The 19,943-nt window shown below is 73.0% G+C and carries 19 protein-coding genes; 10 read left to right on the plus strand and 9 right to left on the minus strand.

Going from position 1 to position 19,943, the window contains the following annotated elements; genetic code table 11:
- The 5 genes from E2E34_RS16360 to E2E34_RS16380 form a co-directional block, all read left to right on the plus strand.
- On the plus strand, positions 1–815 hold an 815-nt coding region (locus tag E2E34_RS16360), incomplete at its 5' end, for a GvpL/GvpF family gas vesicle protein (RefSeq protein ID WP_341870225.1).
- A 17-nt stretch (positions 816–832) separates the two neighbouring features.
- Positions 833–1,096 (plus strand): gas vesicle protein, encoded by a 264-nt coding sequence (locus E2E34_RS16365; RefSeq protein ID WP_138902646.1) that lies wholly within the window; start codon positions 833–835, stop codon positions 1,094–1,096.
- The gene (locus tag E2E34_RS16370; protein ID WP_138902647.1) at positions 1,093–1,524 is read left to right on the plus strand and encodes a gas vesicle protein K; all 432 of its coding nucleotides are present in this window, start codon (positions 1,093–1,095) and stop codon (positions 1,522–1,524) included. The genes E2E34_RS16365 and E2E34_RS16370 overlap by 4 nt, the downstream gene beginning before the upstream one ends.
- Before the next feature lie 230 nt (positions 1,525–1,754).
- Entirely contained in the window at positions 1,755–3,278 is a 1,524-nt protein-coding gene (locus E2E34_RS16375; RefSeq protein WP_138902648.1) for an FUSC family protein, read from the plus strand.
- Positions 3,279–3,403: 125 nt separating this feature from the next.
- The gene (locus E2E34_RS16380; protein WP_138902661.1) at positions 3,404–4,462 is read left to right on the plus strand and encodes a lactonase family protein; all 1,059 of its coding nucleotides are present in this window, start codon (positions 3,404–3,406) and stop codon (positions 4,460–4,462) included.
- Positions 4,463–4,547: 85 nt separating this feature from the next.
- Here the strand turns inward: E2E34_RS16380 and E2E34_RS16385 are convergent, their stop codons facing one another.
- Positions 4,548–5,471 carry a sirohydrochlorin chelatase gene (locus E2E34_RS16385; RefSeq protein ID WP_138902649.1) on the minus strand — a complete coding sequence of 308 codons (924 nt, stop codon included), beginning with the start codon at positions 5,469–5,471 and terminating at the stop codon, positions 4,548–4,550.
- Positions 5,472–5,566: 95 nt separating this feature from the next.
- A complete protein-coding gene (locus E2E34_RS16390; protein ID WP_138902650.1) occupies positions 5,567–6,601 on the minus strand; it encodes an N-acetylglucosamine kinase in 1,035 nt (344 codons plus the stop codon).
- A 211-nt stretch (positions 6,602–6,812) separates the two neighbouring features.
- Between E2E34_RS16390 and E2E34_RS16395 the strand changes: the two genes are divergently transcribed.
- On the plus strand, positions 6,813–7,490 hold the full coding sequence (locus E2E34_RS16395; protein WP_138902651.1) for a uracil-DNA glycosylase: 678 nt from the start codon (positions 6,813–6,815) through the stop codon (positions 7,488–7,490).
- Positions 7,491–7,530: 40 nt separating this feature from the next.
- On the opposite strand, the gene E2E34_RS16400 is transcribed toward E2E34_RS16395, so the two are convergent.
- Together E2E34_RS16400 and E2E34_RS16405 are read right to left on the minus strand one after the other, a co-directional pair.
- Positions 7,531–8,616, minus strand: coding sequence for a WD40/YVTN/BNR-like repeat-containing protein (locus E2E34_RS16400; protein WP_138902652.1), 1,086 nt, complete (start codon positions 8,614–8,616; stop codon positions 7,531–7,533).
- A 91-nt stretch (positions 8,617–8,707) separates the two neighbouring features.
- Positions 8,708–9,382, minus strand: a complete 675-nt coding sequence (locus E2E34_RS16405; RefSeq protein ID WP_138902653.1) for a TetR/AcrR family transcriptional regulator — start codon at positions 9,380–9,382, stop codon at positions 8,708–8,710.
- 121 nt (positions 9,383–9,503) lie between these two features.
- On the opposite strand from E2E34_RS16405, the gene E2E34_RS16410 reads away from it, so the two are divergent.
- The 4 genes from E2E34_RS16410 to E2E34_RS16425 all read left to right on the plus strand — a co-directional run bounded on the left by E2E34_RS16410 (position 9,504) and on the right by E2E34_RS16425 (position 13,878).
- Positions 9,504–10,325, plus strand: a complete 822-nt coding sequence (locus E2E34_RS16410; RefSeq protein WP_138902654.1) for a class II aldolase/adducin family protein — start codon at positions 9,504–9,506, stop codon at positions 10,323–10,325.
- Positions 10,325–12,205, plus strand: a complete 1,881-nt coding sequence (locus tag E2E34_RS16415) for a neutral/alkaline non-lysosomal ceramidase N-terminal domain-containing protein (protein ID WP_138902655.1) — start codon at positions 10,325–10,327, stop codon at positions 12,203–12,205. The genes E2E34_RS16410 and E2E34_RS16415 overlap by 1 nt, the downstream gene beginning before the upstream one ends.
- Positions 12,206–12,247: 42 nt before the next feature.
- A complete protein-coding gene (locus E2E34_RS16420) occupies positions 12,248–13,300 on the plus strand; it encodes a hypothetical protein (protein WP_138902656.1) in 1,053 nt (350 codons plus the stop codon).
- A 179-nt stretch (positions 13,301–13,479) separates the two neighbouring features.
- Positions 13,480–13,878: a hypothetical protein gene (locus tag E2E34_RS16425; protein WP_244315788.1), complete on the plus strand. Its 399-nt coding sequence runs from the start codon at positions 13,480–13,482 to the stop codon at positions 13,876–13,878.
- Positions 13,879–13,947: 69 nt separating this feature from the next.
- Here the strand turns inward: E2E34_RS16425 and E2E34_RS16430 are convergent, their stop codons facing one another.
- The 5 genes from E2E34_RS16430 to E2E34_RS16450 all read right to left on the minus strand — a co-directional run.
- Positions 13,948–15,108, minus strand: a complete 1,161-nt coding sequence (locus tag E2E34_RS16430; RefSeq protein WP_138902657.1) for an aldose epimerase family protein — start codon at positions 15,106–15,108, stop codon at positions 13,948–13,950.
- 21 nt (positions 15,109–15,129) lie between these two features.
- Positions 15,130–16,368: a multiple monosaccharide ABC transporter permease gene (gene mmsB, locus E2E34_RS16435; RefSeq protein ID WP_138902658.1), complete on the minus strand. Its 1,239-nt coding sequence runs from the start codon at positions 16,366–16,368 to the stop codon at positions 15,130–15,132.
- A gap of 3 nt (positions 16,369–16,371) precedes the next feature.
- Positions 16,372–17,892, minus strand: a complete 1,521-nt coding sequence (gene mmsA, locus E2E34_RS16440; RefSeq protein ID WP_138902663.1) for a multiple monosaccharide ABC transporter ATP-binding protein — start codon at positions 17,890–17,892, stop codon at positions 16,372–16,374.
- 38 nt (positions 17,893–17,930) lie between these two features.
- Entirely contained in the window at positions 17,931–19,037 is a 1,107-nt protein-coding gene (chvE, locus tag E2E34_RS16445; RefSeq protein ID WP_138902659.1) for a multiple monosaccharide ABC transporter substrate-binding protein, read from the minus strand.
- Positions 19,038–19,043: 6 nt separating this feature from the next.
- A partial coding sequence (locus tag E2E34_RS16450; RefSeq protein WP_138902660.1) for a hypothetical protein occupies positions 19,044–19,943 on the minus strand: 900 nt, incomplete at its 5' end.

Here is a 19,943-nt window from a genome sequence, read left to right on the forward strand (position 1 = left end):
CGCCCACCCGGGACGTGACCTACGTGTACGGCGTGGCGGCTCCGCACGGGGCGCTCCACGATGTCGCGGAGTCCCTGCGCGGCGTCGCCGGCGCGCCGGTCCGGCTGGTCGCCGACGAGGCCGGGGGCCTGGTCGCGCTCGTCAGCGACGTCCCGGCGGCCGACTTCGAGGCGGCGCCCCTCGCGGCCCACTTCGAGGACCTCCGCTGGCTGGAGGCGGTGGCCAGGGCCCATCACGGCGTCATCGACGCCGTGGCGGCCCGCGGCACCGTCCTGCCGCTGCGGCTGGCGACCATCTACCGCGACGACGACCGCGTGCGCGAGATGATCACGGCCGACCGCGCCGCGTTCACGCACCGCCTCGCCCACCTCGACGGCAGCGTGGAATGGGGCGTCAAGGTCTACCTGGCCGCCGCGCCGCCCGCCGCCGCGGAGCCCGCTCCCGAGCCCGGACTGAGCCCCGGGCGCGCCTATCTGCGCGGACGCCACCAGGAACGCAACGCCCGGCAGGACAGCTTCCGGGAAGCCGCGGACTCCGCGCGGCGCGTCGAGGCCGCCGCCGGCGCCCACGCGGCCGAGCACGTACGGCACCGCCCGCAGCAGGGCCCCCTCGCCGAAGGGGCGGGCGAGAACATCATGAACGACGCCTACCTGGTGCCCCGGGACCGGACCGACGACTTCCGGCTGGCCGTCGAGCGGGTCGCCCAGGAGTCCGCCGCGATCCGCGTCGAGATCACCGGGCCGTGGGCGCCGTACTCCTTCGCCGCGCCGGGACCGGACGAGAGCGGTGCGAGGGACCGGGCGGTGACCACGTGACGGCCGGCGGCGAACCCGTGTCCGGCACCGCGCGTACCGCCGCGCCGGACCGCCCGCCGCTGCCCGACCGGCAGGTCGCGCTCATCGACCTGCTGGACCGCCTGCTCACCGGCGGCGCGGTCATCACCGGTGACATCACGCTGTCGATCGCCGACATCGACCTCGTCCGGATCTCGCTGCGCGCGCTCATCACCTCCATCAGCGCGGAGGTGCCGGCTCCATGGCCCCGCGGCGGTCCGGTGTCCGTACTGCCGCCCGGCGACCGGCCGCCCCCGTCATGACACCGGACGCCGTACCACCGGACGCGCCGGAGCCCCGGAGCCGCTACGACGAGGTCGCGGACGCGGCCGGGCGCGCCTTCCGCCTCTTCCCCGCGGCCCCGCAGGACCTCCCCCGACCGGAACACGACCGCGCGCCGAGGCCGAGCGCCCGGATCAACACCGACCCCGACACCGTCGAGCGCGACCTGATGAAGCTGGTGCTCACGCTCGTCGAACTCCTCCGTCAGCTCATGGAGCGCCAGGCCATGCACCGCGTGGACGCCGGCGACCTCACCGAGGAGGAGGAGGAACGCCTGGGCGTGACGCTGATGCTCCTGCACGACCGGATGACGGACCTCTGCGCCCGCTACGGCCTGACCATGCAGGACCTCAACCTGGATCTCGGCCCCCTCGGCACCCTCCTCCCGCCGGCCGACCCGCCCGGCTGACGGCGGGGGCGCGGGCCCGGTTCCAGGGTGTGTTTCTCGCGGCATGGTCCGTTGGCCCGTGTCCGGACGGAGATCCGCGGCCATGACTGTGCCAATGGCACAGTACGTTGCCCTCGACTTGAGCCACTCGGGCATCAGATGTTCTGATGGGTGGGTCGATGGCGCCTCGGACTTCCGTGGCGCCTTTTTCATGCCGGAACGATGTCAGGGCGAAGGCGGGGCGGAAAGCAGTGCTGAAGAGGATGTTCGTGGTGCCGGACCCGGGCCGGCTGCGGCTGCGCAGCGCCACCCGGTCCGTCCTCGGCGTCGGCCTGGCCGTGGCCGTCTGCGGCCTCACCGGTCACACCCTCCCCGCGGTCATCACCGGTGGCCTCGCGGCGCTCCTCGCCCTGTTCACCGTCACCGACGCCACCGTCCGTGCCCAGGCGGTCAGCACCGCGCTGCTCCCCACTGTCGGCTTTCCGGTCCTCGCCCTGGCGGCCGGGCTGCACGACACCCCGGTCCTGCGCGACGTGGCGTTCCTCGCCGTCGCCGGACTCGGGGTGTACGCCAGGCGCTGGGGGCCCCGGGGCCACGCCCTGGGCGTGTTCGCCTTCATGATGTTCTTCGTCGCGCAGTTCCTGCACACCGTTCCTGGACAGCTGCCGGGCCTCTTCACCGCCGTCGCCCTCGCCCTGGTCGCGTCCAGCGGCGTCCGCTTCGGCCTGTGGTGCTACGAGCGGCGCCTCCCGCCGCCCGCGGCCCCCGTGCTCCCCGGCGGCACCGGCCTCGCGCGCATCACCACGCGCCAGGCGGTCCAGGTCGCCGTCGCCGGCGCGTTCGCCCTCGTCGTGGGCCAGGTGCTGTCCGAGGGGCGCTGGTACTGGGCCGTCGGCGCCGCCTGGTGGATCTTCGTGAACACCGCGTCGCGCGGCGAGACGCTGCTCCGGGGCTTTCGCCGCGTCCTCGGAACGGTCGTCGGCATCGTCGCCGGGCTGCTCCTCGCCCTGCCGCTGCACGGCGCGCTCGCCCCGACGGCCGCGCTCGTGGCGGTGTGCGTCTTCGCGATCTTCTACACCGCCCCGGTGTCGTACAGCTGGATGATGCTCGCGGTCACCCTGATGGTGTCCCTGCTGTACGGGCTGCTGGGCGCCCTGGAGCCGAGCCTGCTCGCGCTGCGGCTCGCCGAGACGGGCGTCGGCGCCCTGGGCGCGGCGCTGGCCGTCGCCTTCGTCCTGCCGGTCACGACGCACTCCGCCACCCACGCCTGGATCGAGCGAGCCGTGCACAGCGTGCACGGCTGCACCACCGCGGCCGCGCGCCGTCTGGCCGGCGACCCGGACGCCGATCCGGCGCCGCTCGCCGCCCAGCTCGAGCTGGTGATCGGCCGGGCGAGGCTCTCCCTGGCGCCCCTCGTACATCCCCTGAACCCGCTGCGCGCCCGCAAGGCCCGCGCCCGCCAGGTCCTGGCCCTGCTGGACGACTGCGCCCGCGAAGTGCGCGGACTCGCCTCGGTGGCGGCCGACCCGCAGGCGTCCCACGACGCGCGCCTGGCGGCCGCCTGCTGGCGCGTGGAAGCCGCGGTCGAGGCACTGGTGTCGCCCGGCGGCCGGCCGGACGACGCTCCCGCCCCCGGAGCGCAGGCGGCGGCCGCCGAGCACCACCACCCCACCGCGGAGGCCGCACTGCGCCACCTCCACGGCCTGGAGCGGGTGCTCACCGAACTGGCGACGCCTTTGCACAGCGCCCCGGACGCCCCGCTGGTCCGGTCCTGACCCACGACGCCGCGAGGCCGCCCGGGACAATGTGACCGAGGCTTGTCACAGCTCGCACGGCTGAACGCGATCGCACGGCGGAAAGGGGCTCCACGGTGAGCAGCAGCAATGAGGCCGAACCGGTTGTGCCACGGGCGCGGAGGTCCGGCCGGCCGGACCGGGCGTTCATCGGGTCGTTCACCTCGGCGGGCGGCCTCGGGATCACCGCCGCCGCCGTGGACCCGCGGACCGGCGCGCTGACCGCGCTCGGATCGGCCGAGGCCGTCGCCGACCCGTCGTTCCTCGCGCTCGCACCCGGCGCGACGGTGCTGTACGCCGTGAGCGAGACCGAGGACGGCGCCGTCGCGGCCTTCGACGTGTCCGGCGACGGCGCGCCGCTCCCGGCGGGGGAGCCGGTCCCGGTGGGCGGCGCCGCGCCCACCCACCTCGCGCTCGCCGCCGGGCACCTGATCACCGCCAACTACGGTTCGGGCAGCGTCACCGTGCTCCCGGTCGGCGCCGACGGGGCCCCGGAAGCGGCCACCGGCGTACTCCACCACCGGGGCAACGGCCCCGACCAGGACCGTCAGGCGGGGCCGCACGCGCACCAGGTGCTGCCCGACCCCACGGGGCGCTGGGTGCTCAGCGTCGACCTCGGGACCGACTCCGTACGGGTCTGCGCCCTAGCGGTGCCCACCGGGACCCTGCGGGTGCACACTGAGACCGCGCTGCGGCCCGGCACCGGCCCGCGCCACCTGGCCTTCCACCCCCGGGGCGGGCACGCGTACGTCCTGGGCGAGCTGGAGCCGACCGTCACCGTCTGCCGCTGGGACGCCGAGTCGGGGGTGCTCGTAGCGCTCGGTGAGGCGCCTGTGGTGGAGCCCGGGACGGACACGGCGACGTACCCCTCCGCACCCGTCGTCTCCCACGACGGGCGCTTCCTGTGGGTGGCCAACCGGGGGCACGACAGCATCGCCGTGCTCGCGCTGGACGAGAGCGGGGCGAAGGCGGAGTTCGTGACGACGGTGGACTGCGGCGGTCACTGGCCGCGCGACCTCACCCTCGACCCGTCGGGGCGCAGGCTCTACGCCGCCAATGAGCGCTCCGGGGACGTCACGTGGTTCGACCTCGACGCGCAGACGGGCATCCCGCGCCGCGCGGGTTCCTTCGCGGCGCCGGCGGCGTCCTGCGTCGTCTTCGGCTGAGACCCGGCCGGGCGGCGGACGACCGGAAACGCCCGAGGGCCCGCACCGGACGTCCGGCGCGGGCCCTCGGGGCTGCTCAGGCCGCTCAGTGGGCGGGCATGCCCTGGGCCGGCTGCGGGGCGATGCCCAGCGCCGTCGTGTAGTGCGACAGGGCCAGCTTGCCGATCGCCGGGTAGGCGCCCAGCGGCTCGGCGGTCGCGCAGTCCGCCTCCTTGACGGCCGCGTCCAGCAGGCCGTCGGGCACCTCGGGGCCGATCACGTACGGCGCGAGCGCGAGCTGCGTCGAGCCGGAACCGCGCAGCTGCTCCGCCACGGCGGCGACCGAACCCTCCTCGTCGAGCGCGGCGGCGATCACCGGTACGGCGAGCCGCGCGGCCAGCAGCATGCCGGTGATGCCGGCGGCCTGCACGGCCTCGTCGCCGCCCACGGTGGCCAGGATGATGCCGTCGGCCGCGGTGGCGACCGTGAACAGCCTGGCGCGGTCGGCGCGGGACAGGCCGGCCTCGGACAGGCGCACGTGCAGCGCCTCGGCGAGCAGCGGGTGCGGACCGAGGACGTCGGTCAGCTCGACGGCCGCGCGGCTGTCCATGACCGCCTGCCGTATCCGGCGCATCAAGGCGTTCTCGGGGCCGGCGAGCAGCGGCACCACTACCGCCGCGGGGCCCTGCGGCTCGGCGGCCTCGCGGCCCGCGGCGAGCGCCTGCTCGTAACGGGCGGTGCGCTCGGCGGCGGTGTGCGCGAGCACGCTCTCCAGGGCGGGGTACTCGCCATTGTCGCCGTCGAGGTACCCGATCCTGGCGTCCAGGCCGGGCAGCTCGGAACGGGCGATGCTGACGACTTCCTCCGCCAGGCTGCGCGACGCGCTGCCCGGGGTGCCGGGGACGGCGAGGACAAGCGCGGGCGCGCCCTCGGGAGCCACCACGGGCTCCGGCCGGCGGTGCCGTCCGGACTGTCGTGGTCGCGGCATTCGTACAGGCAGGCCGGATGCGGGCCCAGTGGGGGAGCTCATGGCGCCGCATGCTACTGGGTTTGTGTGCTCGGCTGTTCGGGGAGGGGGCATTGCAGCGGTGTCTGTCCGCATTTATCCCGTGAGTCGCTATGCGTTCAACTGCCCTGCTCTGTCGGTACGCGCAGCAGTCGGCCGTCGGCGGGCAGCCGAAGGCTGTCCGTGGCGAGGGCCGAGGCGACGCGCACGGCTCCGGCCAGCGGGTCTCCCGCGGCCGCGACGGTGCGCGCGTGCGGCAGCCGCTCGCCGAGCGCGGCCCGCAGCGGGACGAGCAGCGGGTCCCCCATCTTGAACAGGCCCCCGGTCAGGGCGACCTCGCACTCCCCGGACGGCGGGCAGACGGCGGCGGCGGCGTCGGCGATGTGCCCGGCCGCCTCCCGCAGGATCGCCGCCGCCACCGGGTCGCCCGGCGCGGCCGTCGCGCACCGGGCCACCTCCGGCGCGAACGAGGCGAGCACGGCGGGGCGGTCGGTGCGCGGGTAGAGCAGGCCGGGCAGTTCGGGCGCGGGGCCGAATACCGCCTCCACGCGGGCGAGCAGCGCGGGCGAGCCACCGCCGCGCCCGTCATGGGCGCGCATCGCCGCCTCCAGCCCGGCGCGGCCGATCCAGGCGCCGCCGCCGCAGTCGCCGAGCAGATGGCCCCAGCCGTCGGCCCTGCGCCAGCCGGCCAGGTCCGTACCGAGCGCGATCATGCCGGTGCCCGCCGCCACCACGGCCCCCGGCCGCAGGCCGAGCGCTCCGGCGTACGCCGTGACGGCGTCGGCGGCCAGTGCGAGACGCCGTACGCCGAGGGCGCTCCGCAGCGCCTGTGGCAGTCGGTCGCGCAGGTCGTCGCCGAGGGTCGCCATGCCGGCCGCACCGATCGCGACGGCGCCGATCGTGGCGGGGAAGGCGGCGTCGGGGCCGGCGGCTTCGTCGAGCAGCGTCCGCGCCATCGGCAGCAACTGGTCCAGCAGATGCGCCGCGTCGATTCCGGCCGGGCCCGTGCGGACCGGCTCGCGCGACGCGGTGGCCGTGACGCGCGGCGGGTCCGAGGCGTCCGCGAGCGCCACCCGCAGTCCCGAACCGCCGGAGTCGACGCCGAGCACCCACGGCGTCGCGCCAGGGCCGGTGGTGCGCGGGCTTGGCCTCATGGACCGACTCCAGGGGAGGGGGAGCAGCAACGACGGCACCCTATCCCGGGGTTGGCCGGCCGGTACCGGGGCGAGCGGGCCGCCGCCGGACGGGGCGCCGCGTCACCGGGCAGCCATGGGGGCGTGCCGGGGCCGGCGGACGGCCACGGCCGCCGGGACCGCGACGGCCGGGTTGGAGGGTGCGGGCGGACCACCAGTAGAGTGACGCGCCGTGGCAGCACTACCGTTGAACGAACTGGTCGAGCCCGGTTGGGCGGACGCGCTGCGCCCCGTGGCCGGGCGCATCGCGGCGATGGGCGATTTCCTGCGCGCCGAGATCGCGGCAGGCCGCACCTACCTGCCCGCCGGACCGCACGTCCTGCGCGCGTTCCAGCAGCCCTTCGACGAGGTGCGGGTGCTGATCGTGGGCCAGGACCCGTACCCGACACCGGGAATGGCCATCGGGCACAGCTTCTCGGTCGCGCCGGACGTGCGCCGGCTGCCCGGAAGCCTGGAGAACATCTTCCGGGAGCTGCACACCGACCTCGGACTGCCCCGCCCCGCCAACGGCGATCTGACGCCCTGGACCCGGCAGGGCGTGCTGTTGCTGAACAGGGCGCTGACGACGGCGCCCCGCACCCCGGCGGCCCATCGCGGCAAGGGCTGGGAGGAAGTGACGGAGCAGGCCATCCGCGCCCTGGTGGCGCGCGGAAAGCCGCTGGTGTCCGTGCTGTGGGGGCGCGACGCCCGCAACCTGCGCCCCCTGCTCGGCGACCTTCCGGCCGTCGAGTCCGCGCACCCGTCGCCGATGTCGGCGGACTGCGGCTTCTTCGGCTCGCGGCCGTTCAGCCGCACCAACGACCTGCTGGTCCGCCAGGGCGCCCAGCCGGTGAACTGGCAGCTCCCCTAGACCGTCGGCCGCGGACCGCCGACCGCGGGCCCTGCGCGGCTCAGCCGACGACCGCCGCCCGGACGCACAGCACGTCCGGCAGGTGTGAGGCGAGCATCCGCCAGTTGTCCCCGTCGTCCGCGCTCGCGAAGAGCTCGCCATTGCGATTGCCGAAGTACACCCCCGCCGGGTCGGCGTCGTCCGTGCAGAGCGCGTCGCGCAGCACCGTGCCGTAGTGCGCCTCCTGGGGCAGCCCCGCCGACAGCGGCTCCCAGCCGCGGCCCGCGTCCTCGGTGCGGTAGACACGGCACCTGTTGCCGGCGGGCACCCGGTCGGAGTCCGCCGTGATCGGGAAGACGTACGCCGTGTCCGCGCGGTGCGGATGCGCGGCGGCGGCGAAGCCGAACGTCGAGGGCAGCCCCGCCCCGATGTCCGACCAGTTGGAGCCGGCGTCATCACTGCGGAACACACCCCAGTGGTTCTGCAGGTACAGCCGGTCCGGATCGGCCGCGTCCTGCGCGATCTTGTGTACGCACTGGCCGAACTCCGGGTCGGGATCGGGCAGGAAGACCGCCGACACGCCCTTGTTGGACGGCGCCCAGCTCGCCCCGCCGTCCATCGAGCGGAACACTCCGGCCGTGGACACCGCCACCGTCACCGCCCGGGCGTCCCTGGGGTCGGTGATGATCGTGTGCAGCCCCTCGCCGCCTCCGCCCGGCTCCCACCGCGAGCGCGTGGGGTGTTCCCACAGCGGCCGTACGAGCTCGAACGACTCGCCGCGGTCCTCGGACCGGAAGAGCGCGGCCGGCTCCGTCCCCGCGTACACCACGTCGGGCGCCTCGGCCCCGGCCGGACGCAGCTGCCAGACCCGCTCCAGCGAAGCGTCCGTGAACGGGGGGAACTTGACGGCCGGCCGCTTCGGCTCGACCCAGGTCGCGCCCAGGTCGTCGGAGTGGAAGACCGAGGGGCCCCAGTGCAAGCTGTCCCCGCCCACCAGCAGCCGGGGGACCGGCCCGCGGGTGTCGATGCCGATCGAGTACACGGCCTGGGCGTTGAAGTGGGGGCCGTCGATCTCCCACTCGCCACCGCGCCGGCGGCCGATGAAAAGCCCTTTTCGTGTTCCTACGGTGAGCAGTACGTCGGTCATGGCCGACACCTCCAGGACGCCGTTGTCTCAGATACGGGCCAGTGTGCACCCGACCACTGACAGCGGCCCCCAGCGCCGGCGTCCGCGCAGGTCAGACGGCATGCCGGGGAGGCGGAGCGGCCCCGTCCGGCCGCCCGCCCCGGGCCGTGCGCGGGCCCCGCGCCGGGGTCGTCACCGCGGCCAGCAGCAACGGCAGGAACCGGCGGGCGAGCGCGCCCGGCGCGAGCCGGTCCGGTTCGACGTAGCTCTGGCCGAGTGCGCCCTCCCGCATCGCGACGAGGACCCTGACCAGATCGTCGAGGTCGACGGCCGGCCGCAGCCCGGCCCGGTCGAAGAGGTCCCGCAGCAGCCGTACCGCTTCCGCGCGCAACCGCGCGTCGTGATCGGCCAGTACCCGCGCGGCCCGCGGGTCACGGATCGCGTAGAGGGTGAACTCCGTGGTCACCAGGAACCAGGTGCGCTCGTCCGGATCGACGTACGCCAGCAGTTCGGCGATCCGGCCGACGGTCAGGTCGTCGTCGCCGATCTTGGCCGCCGTGCGCGCGATGCGGCCGAGTTCGCGGTCGGCGTGCGCGTCGAAGAGCGCGAAGAAGAGTTCGTCCTTGGTCCGGAAGTTCGAGTAGAACGCGCCCCGCGTGTAACCGGCCCGCCGGCAGATGTCCTCGATCCTGGCGCCCTCGAAGCCCGACTCGGCGAAGACCTCCCGCGCCGCGTCGAGCAGCCGGGCCAGCGTCTGCGGCCGCCGCTTGGTCGTCCCCTTCGGCATCGGCCCCCTCACTCCCGGCCCCGGGGCCCGGCCCCGGACCCTTGACAGCGCGTACGGCCTCGGAAAGCATCCCGACCCGTATCGGATACGCGAATGTATCCGATGGACGAGGAGGCACACCATGTCCGAAGCGACGCCCCCCACCGTGTCCCAGGTCATCTCCGCTGCCGTCGGCCCCGTGCCCGAAGGGGTGTCGCTCCCGACGCCCCCGTCCTTCGACTCGGCCGACGAGGAGCGGCGCTACCGCAAGGAACAACTGGCCGCCGGATTTCGGCTGTTCGGCAAGTTCGGGTTCTCGGAGGGGGTGGCGGGCCACATCACCGTGCGCGACCCGGAGACCCCCGACGCCTTCTGGGTCAACCCCTTCGGCATGAGCTTCAGCCGGATCAGGGCCTCCGACCTGATCCTCGTCGACCACGCGGGCAACCTGCTGCACGGCGAACGCCCGGTGAACCGGGCCGCTTTCGTCATCCACTCCGAGGTGCACGAGGCGCGCCCCGACGTGCTGGCCGCCGCGCACTCCCACTCGCTGCACGGCAAGGCGTTCTCCAGCCTGGGAGTACCCCTCGACCCGATCACCCAGGACGCGTGCGCCTTCTTCGAGGACCACGGGCTCTACAGCGACTACCAGGGCGTGGCCGACGACGCCGAGGAGGGCAAGCGCATCGGGGCCGCCCTCGCCTCGTACAAGGCCGTCATCCTCCAGAACCACGGCCTCCTGACGGTCGGCAGGTCCGTCGCCGAGGCCGTCTGGTGGTTCATCACCATGGAACGCTCCTGCCAGGCCCAACTCCTCGCGATGGCGGCCGGAACGCCCCGGCTCATCGACCGGGAGACGGCGCTGCGCACCCGCTCCCAGATCGGCGGCCACTTCGCGGGCTGGTTCCAGGCACAGCCCCTGTGGGAGCAGATCACCGCGTCCGACCCCGACCTGTTCGACTGATGGGGCTCCTCGCCGGCTGCGGCGTCGCCGACATCACCGGGGAGGCCGCCGAGTGCGGCATGCTCGGGTACGGCAAGAAGCAGCAGCGGACGACCGGGATCCACACCCGCCTGCACGCGCGGGCGTTCGCCTTCGCGGACGGTGACAGGCGGCTGCTGCTCGTGGTGTGCGAACTGCCCCTGATGTCGGCGGGAGTCGTACGCGACGTGCTCGGGCGGCTGCCCGGCGGCTACACCGAGTCCAACGTCATGATCACCGCCACGCACACCCACTGCGGACCCGGCGGCTACTTCCACCACGCGCTCTACAACAGCAACACGGGAGGCTTCCGGGAGCGCACGTACGGCGCGATCGTCGACGGCATCGTGGAAGCCGCCGAAGCGGCACACGCGGACCTCGCCCCCGCCGTTCTCCGGCTCGCCCACGGAGAGCTCCGCGACGCCAGCGTCAACCGTTCGAAGCGCGCCTTCGACCGCAATCCGGCGGCCGACCGGGCGCACTTCCCGGACGCCGTCGACCCCCGGACCACACTGCTGCGCATCGAGCGCGGCGGACGGCTCAGGGGAGCGGTCAACTGGTTCGCCACGCACAACACCAGCATGACGAACACGAACACGCTCATCAGCGCCGACAACAAGGGCTACGCCGCCTCCCGCTGGGAGGCCGCGGACCCGGGCGTCGTCACCGCCTTCGCGCAGACCAACGCCGGCGACATGTCGCCCAACCTCCGTCTGGCGCCCGGCCGCGGCCCCACCGACGACGAGTTCGAGAACACCCGCGTCATAGGCGCCCGCCAGTACCGGGCCGCCGCCGCGCTGTACGGCGACGAGATCCCCGGCGTCCTGGACGCACGCCTGACCCACGTCGACCTGTCCCGCGCCACGGTGCGGCCCGAGTTCACCGGGGACGGCCGTACGCACCGCACCTCGGGGCCCGTCGCCGGCGCGGCGGCCTTCGCCGGAGCCTGGGTGGACGGCCCGGGCTTCAGAGGCTTCAGACCGGGGCGCAACCCGCTCTGGGACACCCTGTCGCACCGGATCGTCTACCCGCTCGCACCCCGCCTGCGCGCCGCGCAGGCGCCCAAGGGGCTCTGCCTGCCCGCGGGACCAGTGAACCGCGTGCACCCCATGGTCCAGGAACGGCTCCCGGTGCAACTGCTGCGCATCGGCCCGCTGTACCTGATCGGCCTCCCCGCCGAGATCACGATCGTGGCGGGTCTGCGGCTGCGGCGTACCGTCGCCTCGATCGTCGGCGCGCCGCCGGCGAACGTCCTGGCCGTCGGCTACAGCAACGCGTACGCGCACTACGTGACCACGCCCGAGGAGTACGACGCGCAGGAGTACGAGGGCGGCAGCACGCTCTTCGGCCGCTGGGAACTGCCCGCCCTCTGCCAGAGCGCCGCCGGCCTGGCACGCGCCATGCGCGACGGCACGCCCGTCGAACGCGGCACACCGGAACGCCTGCGGCCGCCCCGCGCGCGTCACCGGCGGCGGGGCACCGACGTGCCGCACCCGGGACGGGACTTCGGTGACGTTCTGTCCGTCGCCCGTACGGACACCCGGGTCACGGCCCGCTTCGTCGGCGCGCACCCCGGGAACGACCTGCGCAGGGGAGGCACCTACCTGGCGGTGGAACGCGAGGAAGACGGCGGGTGGACACGGGTCGCCGACGACGGGGACTGGTCGACGACGTTCCGCTGGAAGGCGGCCGGCACGGGAGCCGCCCGTGCGTCCACCGTGACGGTCACCTGGGACGTTCCCCCGGACACGCCTCCCGGAACGTACCGGATCCGCTACTTCGGCGACACGGCGGACGGACCGTTCACGGGAACGACCGCACCCTTCGCATGGAACCGCACCCCACGGAACGGTCGTTTATAACAGCGGGAGCGTTCAGCGGTACCGAACGAGGGGAGTGCGCCGGTGACCAACGGTGCGGTACGGATCGACGGGGACAGTCTGCTGCTGCCGGGCGGCGTACGGGTGCGTTTCGTACGTACGCTGCGCCTGCCCGAGAAGGGGACGCACGCACTGCCCCCGGGCCTGGGCAACTTCCCGCTGCGCAGGGTCGAGGACTACGCCTCGACGGTCCCGGGGGAGTGGCTGGACAGAGGCGGCGTGATGCTGCCCGTGTACCTGCGCGAGGCGATGTGGCTGAGCTTCGCCGGCACGGTGGAACCGGGCGCCCTCCAGGTGGGGGTCGGGAAGGTGTGCGCGGTGTCGGGCAAGCCGTGGAACAGCCGGCTGTCGCGGGGGCCGCAGAACTACCTGGTGCTGCCGCGCCAGCCGTGGCTCGACGGCATCAATTCCGGTACGGGAACGGTGCGGCAGTTCGTCGCGGTGCCCCTCGGGATGGGGGCGACCGTGGAGGGCCAGGTCACCGGCGAGGAGAAGTGGGGCGGACTGCAGCTCCAGTCGTGGCCGCTCGCGGACGGGCCCCTGGAGGCGTGGCGGGAGGAGCAGCGGCGGGCGGCTGAGCGCAGGGCCGCGATGCCGCCACCGCCCGCGCCGATGGCGGCGTACGGCGCACCCGCCCCGGCCATGATGTCCGCGTCCGGAGCCGGATGGGGCGGTGCGCCCGCTCCCCGGGCCGCCGCGGCGATGGGACTGGGCGTCGGCGGTTCGATGCGCCAGGAGGTCTACAAGGACGACCGGCCCGCCTCCGACTGGGCCGCCGAGCCGTCGGGCCGGGTCTTCGTGCACCTGGTGACCCCGCCGGAGTGGCGGCGCATCACCGGGGAGGAGCCCCCGCCGTCCCCCGTCGACCGGGCCGCGTACACCCGGGCGGGCCTGCCCTGGTTCGACTACTACGACGCCGACGGGGAGGACCTCGCGCCCACCGGCACGCTGGGCGGCGTGAAGCCGGTCGGTGACTGGCTGGGCGACGACCACACGCCGTGGCAGGAGCCGTCGCCCCACCAGGTGAAGCCGCTCGGCGACGCGCCGGGCAAGCCGGTGGCGGACGGCGACTGGTAGGACGCGACGCTCCCGGCTCCCGGCGAAACACCTGCCAGGAGCCGGCAGCCGGGCGGCGGTTGAAACGGCGCGGCGCCCTCGACGCCGGGGTACGACGCGTCGGGGGCGATCATGGAGGCTGTTCCCGAGGCGTCCATCGGCACCATCACGGTGGGCGCGCACGCCTGAGGAGAAGAACCGTGCCCGACATCCGCATGCACACCCCCGACGCGCCGGCGGCCCTGGTGGAGGTCGCCACCGGACCGGCGGGGAACGCGAAGGCGGGGCAGGTCCACATTGGCGCGCGGGGCGCCGCCTACGTCGCCCTGGCCGCCACGCCCGCTCAGGCGCGCGAGCTGGCGGCGGTGCTGGTACGGGCCGCCGACGCGGCCGAGGCCCGGGCCCAGGACACGTACCCGACGGTCCGGGCGGACGAGCTGCGACGCGGCGACGTGCGGACCGGCGAGCGGACGATCACCGTGGAGCGCGTCCGGTCCGAGGGTGGCACCGTCCACGTCACCTGGGCGTCGGAGGCCGGGCGCCAGTGGAACCAGACGTACGCGGCGGACGCAGAGATCGCGCTGCGCCGACGCGCCTAGCCCGCCCGCCGAGCCCCGCACCCCGAAGCCCCCTGCCGCTCAGCCGGCAGGGGGCTTCGGTCCGTGTCGTCAGCGCGCGGAGAACGTGTGCACCGTGGTGGAGCGGTACGTCGTTCCCGGGCGCAGCACCGTCGAGGGGAACGACGGCTGGTTGGGCGAGTCGGGGAAGTGCTGCGACTCCAGGCACAGCCCGTCGCCCTGGCGGTACAGCCGTCCCGACGTTCCCGCGAGCGTGCCGTCGAGGAAGTTGCCGCTGTAGAACTGCATGCCCGGCTCGGTCGTGTACATCTTCATCACCCGTCCCGACCCGGGATCGGTGAGCGTGAGAGCGTACCCGGGAACGGTCGTGATGCCTTTGTCCAGCACCCAGTTGTGGTCCAGCCCCTTCCCGTACAGCACCTGCTGGTGCGGCGTCCGTGCCTGCTCGCCGATCGCCTTCGCCCGCCGGAAGTCGAAGGGCGTTCCCGTGACGCGAGCGAGTTCGCCGGTCGGTATGAGCGTGGCGTCGACGGGGGTGTAGCGGGCGGCGGCCATCTCCAGCGTGTGAGCGTCGACGGAGCCGCTGCCCTCGCCCGCGAGGTTGAAATAGGTGTGACTGGTGAGGTTGGCGACCGTCGCGCGGTCCGTGGTGGCCTCGTAGTCGATCCGCCAGGCGCCCCGCGCGGTCAGCGTGTACGTGACCTTCACCTTGAGCGTGCCGGGGTAGCCCATCTCCCCGTCCGGGCTGATCCGCCTGAGCACCAGCCCCCGGTCCGATCCCCGGCTGAAGGGCTCCACGTCCCACACCTGCTTGTCGAAGCCCTTGTCGCCGCCGTGCAGACTGTTCGGGCCGTCGTTCACGGGAAGCTGGTAGGTATGCCCGTCGAGCGTGAAGCGGCCCTTGGCGACGCGGTTGCCGTAGCGCCCGATCAGCGCGCCGAAGTACGGCGACTTCGCGACGTAGTCGTCGAGGTTGTCGAAGCCCAGCGAGACGTTCGCCGTCGCGCCGCGGCGGTCCGGGATCTCCAGGGACTGGACGATGCCCCCGTACGAGAGGACCTTCAGCCGGGTGCCGCCGTTGGCGACGGTCCAGCGGTACACCTTCGTGCCGTCGGCCAGCCGGCCGAACAGCTCCCGCGAAGGCGCCTTGCCCGTGGCGGCGTACGCCGTGCCCGTCCCGGCGAGGCCCGCGGCGGCCGCCGCGCCCGCCACCGCCGCGCCCGCCAGTACCGTGCGTCTGCTCGTGGTCATGTGTCTGTCCCCTTCGGAGAGTTACGAACCGACCTTGCGCTTGTTCCACACGTCGAACCCGACCGCCGCCAGCAGCACCAGCCCCTTGATGACCTGCTGGTAGTCGGTCCCGATGCCGACCAGCGACATGCCGTTGTTGAGCACGCCCAGCACCAGACCGCCGATGATCGCGCCGAAGACCGTGCCGACGCCGCCGCTCATCGACGCGCCGCCGATGAACGCCGCCGCGATCGCCTCCAGTTCGAAGTTGACCCCGGCCTGCGGTACGCCCGCGTTGAGCCGGGCCGCGTACACGACCCCGGCCAGGGCGGCGAGCACGCCCATGTTCACGAACACCAGGAAGATGACGCGCTTGTCCTTGACGCCCGACAGCTTCGCCGCCGCCTGGTTGCCGCCGAGCGCGTACACGTGGCGGCCGACGACCGCGTTGCGCATCACGAACCCGAAGCCGATGAGCAGCACCGCGAGCAGCAGGAGCACCACGGGTACGCCCCGGTAGCTGGCCAGCGTCAGGGTGAAGGCGAGAACGGCCGCCGCCATGGCCACGCACTTGGCGAGGAACAGGGAGCGCGGCAGCACGTCCAGCTCGTAACTCAGCTGCCTGCGCCGGTCGCGCACCTCCTGCGCCAGCGCGAAGACGAGCAGCCCGAGCCCCAGCAGCAGGGTGAGGTTGTGGTAGTTGGTGTCCGGGCCGAGGGACGGGAGGTAGCCCGTGGAGATCTTCTGGAAGCCCTCGGGGAACGGGCCGATGGACCGCGAGCCGAGGAAGATCTGCGTACCGCCCCGGAAGAGCAGCATGCCGGCCAGCGTCACGATGAACGACGGGATGCCGACGTACGCGATCCAGAAGCCCTGCCAGGCCCCGGCGAGGGCTCCGATGCCCAGGGCGATCAGGGTGGCGAGCACCCACGGCACGTCGTGCTCGACCATCATCACCGCGCACGCGGCGGAGACGAACGCGGCGAGCGAGCCGACCGAGAGGTCGATGTGCCCCGAGATGATGACGATCATCATGCCGATGCCGAGGACCAGGATGTAGCTGTTCTGGAGGACCAGATTGGTCACGTTGTTCGGTTGCAGCAGGACGCCGTCGGTCCAGATCGCGAAGAGCACGACGATCAGCGCGAGAGCGATGAGCATGCCGTACTGGCGCATGTTGCGGCGCATGGTGTCCAGCAGCAGCGCGCTGACCGCGGAACCGCGCGGTCCGGGCGGAGCGGTGTGCCGCCCCGGCTTCTCGGTGGTGACCGGGCTGCCCATCGCTTACCCCTTGTCCATGGTCATGTGGCGCATCAGTACTTCCTGGGTCGCGTCCGCGCGGGCGATCTCGCCGGTCAGCCGGCCGGCGGCCATCGTGTAGACGCGGTCGCACATGCCGAGCAGTTCGGGGAGTTCGGAGGAGATGAGGACGACGGCCCTGCCTTCGGCGGCGAGGCGGTCGATGACGCTGTAGATCTCGAACTTGGCGCCCACGTCGATGCCCCGGGTCGGCTCGTCGAGGATCAGCACATCCGGCCCCGCGAAGATCCACTTGCTGAGGACGACCTTCTGCTGGTTGCCGCCGGAGAGCCGGCCCACCTCCTCGAAGACGGTCGGCGCCTTGATGTTCATGCTCCGGCGGTACGACTCGGCGACGCGGGTCTCCTCGTGCTCGTCGACGACGCCGCGCCGGGCCACTTTCGGCAGGGCGCTGAGGGTGATGTTGCGGCCGATGGTGTCGATGAGGTTGAGGCCGTAGTGCTTGCGGTCCTCGGTGACGTACGCGATGCCGTGGCCTATCGCCTCGGGGACGGTCCTGGTGCGGATCTCCTCGCCGTCCTTGAGGACGGTGCCGCTGATGTTCCTGCCGTACGACCGTCCGAAGACGCTCATCGCGAGTTCCGTGCGGCCGGCTCCCATCAGGCCCGCGACGCCCACGATCTCGCCCCGCCGCACGTGCAGGGACACCCCGTCGACGACCTTGCGCTGCTGGTCGATCGGGTGGTGCACGGTCCAGTCGCGGACTTCGAGCGCGGGCCGGGCGCCGGGATCGCCCGCGTACGGGGTCCGCTCGGGGAAGCGGTGGTCGAGGTCGCGGCCGACCATGCCCCGGATGATCCGCTCCTCGGTGGTCTCCGGAGCCCCGACGTCGAGCGTCTCGATGGTCCGCCCGTCACGCAGGATGGTGACCGAGTCGGCGACCTCCGCGATCTCGTTGAGCTTGTGCGAGATGATGATCGAGGTGATGCCCTGTTCCTTCAGCTCCCCGATCAGCCGCAGGAGCTGGGCCGAATCCGCGTCGTTGAGGGCGGCCGTGGGCTCGTCGAGGATCAGCAGCTTCACCTCCTTGGCCAGCGCCTTCGCGATCTCCACGAGCTGCTGCTTGCCGACCCCGATGTCCGCGACACGGGTCTGCGGATGCTCGCGCAGGCCCACGCGGCGCAGGAGGGCCGCCGCGTGCTTCAGCGTCTCGTTCCAGCTGATGACCCCGCGCCGCGCGTGCTCGTTGCCGAGGAAGATGTTCTCGGCCAGGGAAAGGTACGGCACCAGCGCCAGCTCCTGGTGGATGATCACGATGCCGTGCGCCTCGCTGGCCCGGATGTCCTTGAACGCGCAGTGCTCGCCGTCGAAGAGGATGTCCCCCTCGTAACTCCCGTGCGGATGCACGCCGCTGAGGACCTTCATCAGCGTCGACTTGCCGGCGCCGTTCTCCCCGCACACGGCGTGCACCTCGCCGCGCGCCACGGTCAGCGTCACATCGGAGAGCGCCTTGACGCCGGGGAACGTCTTGACGATCGAGCGCATCTCCAGGACGGGTGGCGGCGCGGGCGCCGGGCCCGCCGTCACAGGTCGCTCGCCTTGATGTAGCCGGAGTCGACCAGGACGGACCGGTAGTTGCTCTTGTCGACGCTCACCGGGTCGAGCAGGAAGGCCGGCACGACCTTCTTCTCGTTGTCGTACGTCTTCATGTCGTTGACCTCGGGCTTCTTGTCGTTCAGTACGGCGTCGGCCATCTGCACGGCCTGCTTGGCCAGCGCCCGGGTGTCCTTGTAGACGGTCTGCGTCTGCTGCCCCGCGATGATCGACTTCACCGACGCCACCTCGGCGTCCTGACCGGTGACGACGGGGTACGGTTTGGCCGCCGTGCCGTAGCCGTCCGACTTGAGCGCGGACAGGATGCCGATGGAGATGCCGTCGTACGGGGAGAGGACCGCGTCCACCTCCTCGGATCCGTACGCCTTGGTCAGCAGGTCGTCCATGCGCTTCTGCGCGGTCCCGCCGTCCCAGCGCAGCGTCGTGACCTGGTCGAGCTCGGTCTGGCCGCTCCGTACGACGACCTGCTTGCTGTCGATGTACGGCTTCAGGGTCTTCCAGGCGCCCTGGAAGAAGTAACCGGTGTTGTTGTCGTCGGGCGAGCCGGCGAACAGCTCGATGTCGAAGGGGCCCTTCTTGCCGCCGTTCTTGAGGCCGAGCTTGTCGATGATGTACGTCGCCTGGAGGACGCCGACCTTCTCGTTGTCGAACGAGGCGTAGTAGTCGACGTGCGGGGTGCCGAGGATGAGGCGGTCGTAACTGATCACCTTGACGCCCCGGTCGGCGGCCTGGCGCAGTACGTCGCCCAGGGCACGGCCGTCGATGGCGGCGACGACCAGCACGTCCACGCCCTTGGTGATCATGTTCTCGATCTGCGAGACCTGCTGGTCGACGTCGTCCTCGCCGTACTGGAGGTCCGTCCTGTAGCCGAGCTTCTCGAACTGCTCGACCATGTTGTCGCCGTCGGCGATCCACCGCTCGGAGGACTTCGTCGGCATCGCTATGCCGATCGTGCCGTTCCCGGCGGACTTCTTCTCCTTGCTGCCGCCCTCGGCGTTCTGCCCGCACGCGGCGAGGGAGAGGACGAGCGCGGTGGCGGTGAGGGCGGTCGCGGCCCGGTGTGTGCGTCGCATCATGACGGATCAGTCCTTCGCGGGGGTGGGGACGGCGGTGGTCGTGGCCGGGAAGCGGTGCAGGGGGCCGGGCAGCCGGGAACCGAGCGGGGACATCCCGCCGTCGGCGCCGTGCCGGGCCAGCAGATCGAGTACGAGACGGCCGCGGCGTACGCGCTCACGGGCGCCGGCCAGGGCGGTGTCGCGCAGGTGGGCGCCGTACGGGTAGACGCCGGGGGACTTCGACAGGCCGAACTTGAGGTAGAGCGGAGCGCCGCGCCGGATCAGCTCGGCGGTCTCGTACATGCGGATGTAGCCGCCGAGGTCGTCGGGCGCCTCCACGTAGAGGTCCATCGGGGCGCGGCTGGCCCGGCGGATCTCGGTGAAGTGGGCGAGCGCCAGGTCGGAGGGGATGTTGACGGAGTCGGCGCCGAGCCGCTCGTAGACGGCGTACGACGCGGGATTGACCGGGCCGATCAGCGCGGACACCTTGAGCGTGGTGTCGGAGGGCAGCAGGCCGTCGGCGCGCAGCCGGTGCAGCGTCCACAGCACGCCCTCGTCGGCCACGAGCAGGCACCGCACCCCGAGCGCGGTCGCCCGCAGGGCGTCCTCGACGCACCCGGCGAGCGCGTCGTGCCCACGGGCCCGCAGGCCGGCCCCGCCCGAGTCGGTGCGGGTGGCGGCGCCGATGTCCCAGGTGCCACGCGGTCCGGTGAACAGGCACAGTTCGACGCCGCGTTCGGCGCAGGACTCCACCATCTCGGTGATGTCGGCGTCGGTGAGCATCCAGACCCCGCTGCCCTGGCTGATGCGGTGGACGGGCACGTCGAGGCGCGCGCTCTCCTTCAGTACGACGGCGAGCGCCTCGGGGCCTTCCACGGACGGGATCTCGGTGCGCCAGGTGCCGCCGTCGGGGAACGTGTGCGGGGA

The sequence above is a fragment of the Streptomyces albidochromogenes genome (assembly GCF_005981925.1).
Taxonomy (GTDB): domain Bacteria; phylum Actinomycetota; class Actinomycetes; order Streptomycetales; family Streptomycetaceae; genus Streptomyces; species Streptomyces albidochromogenes.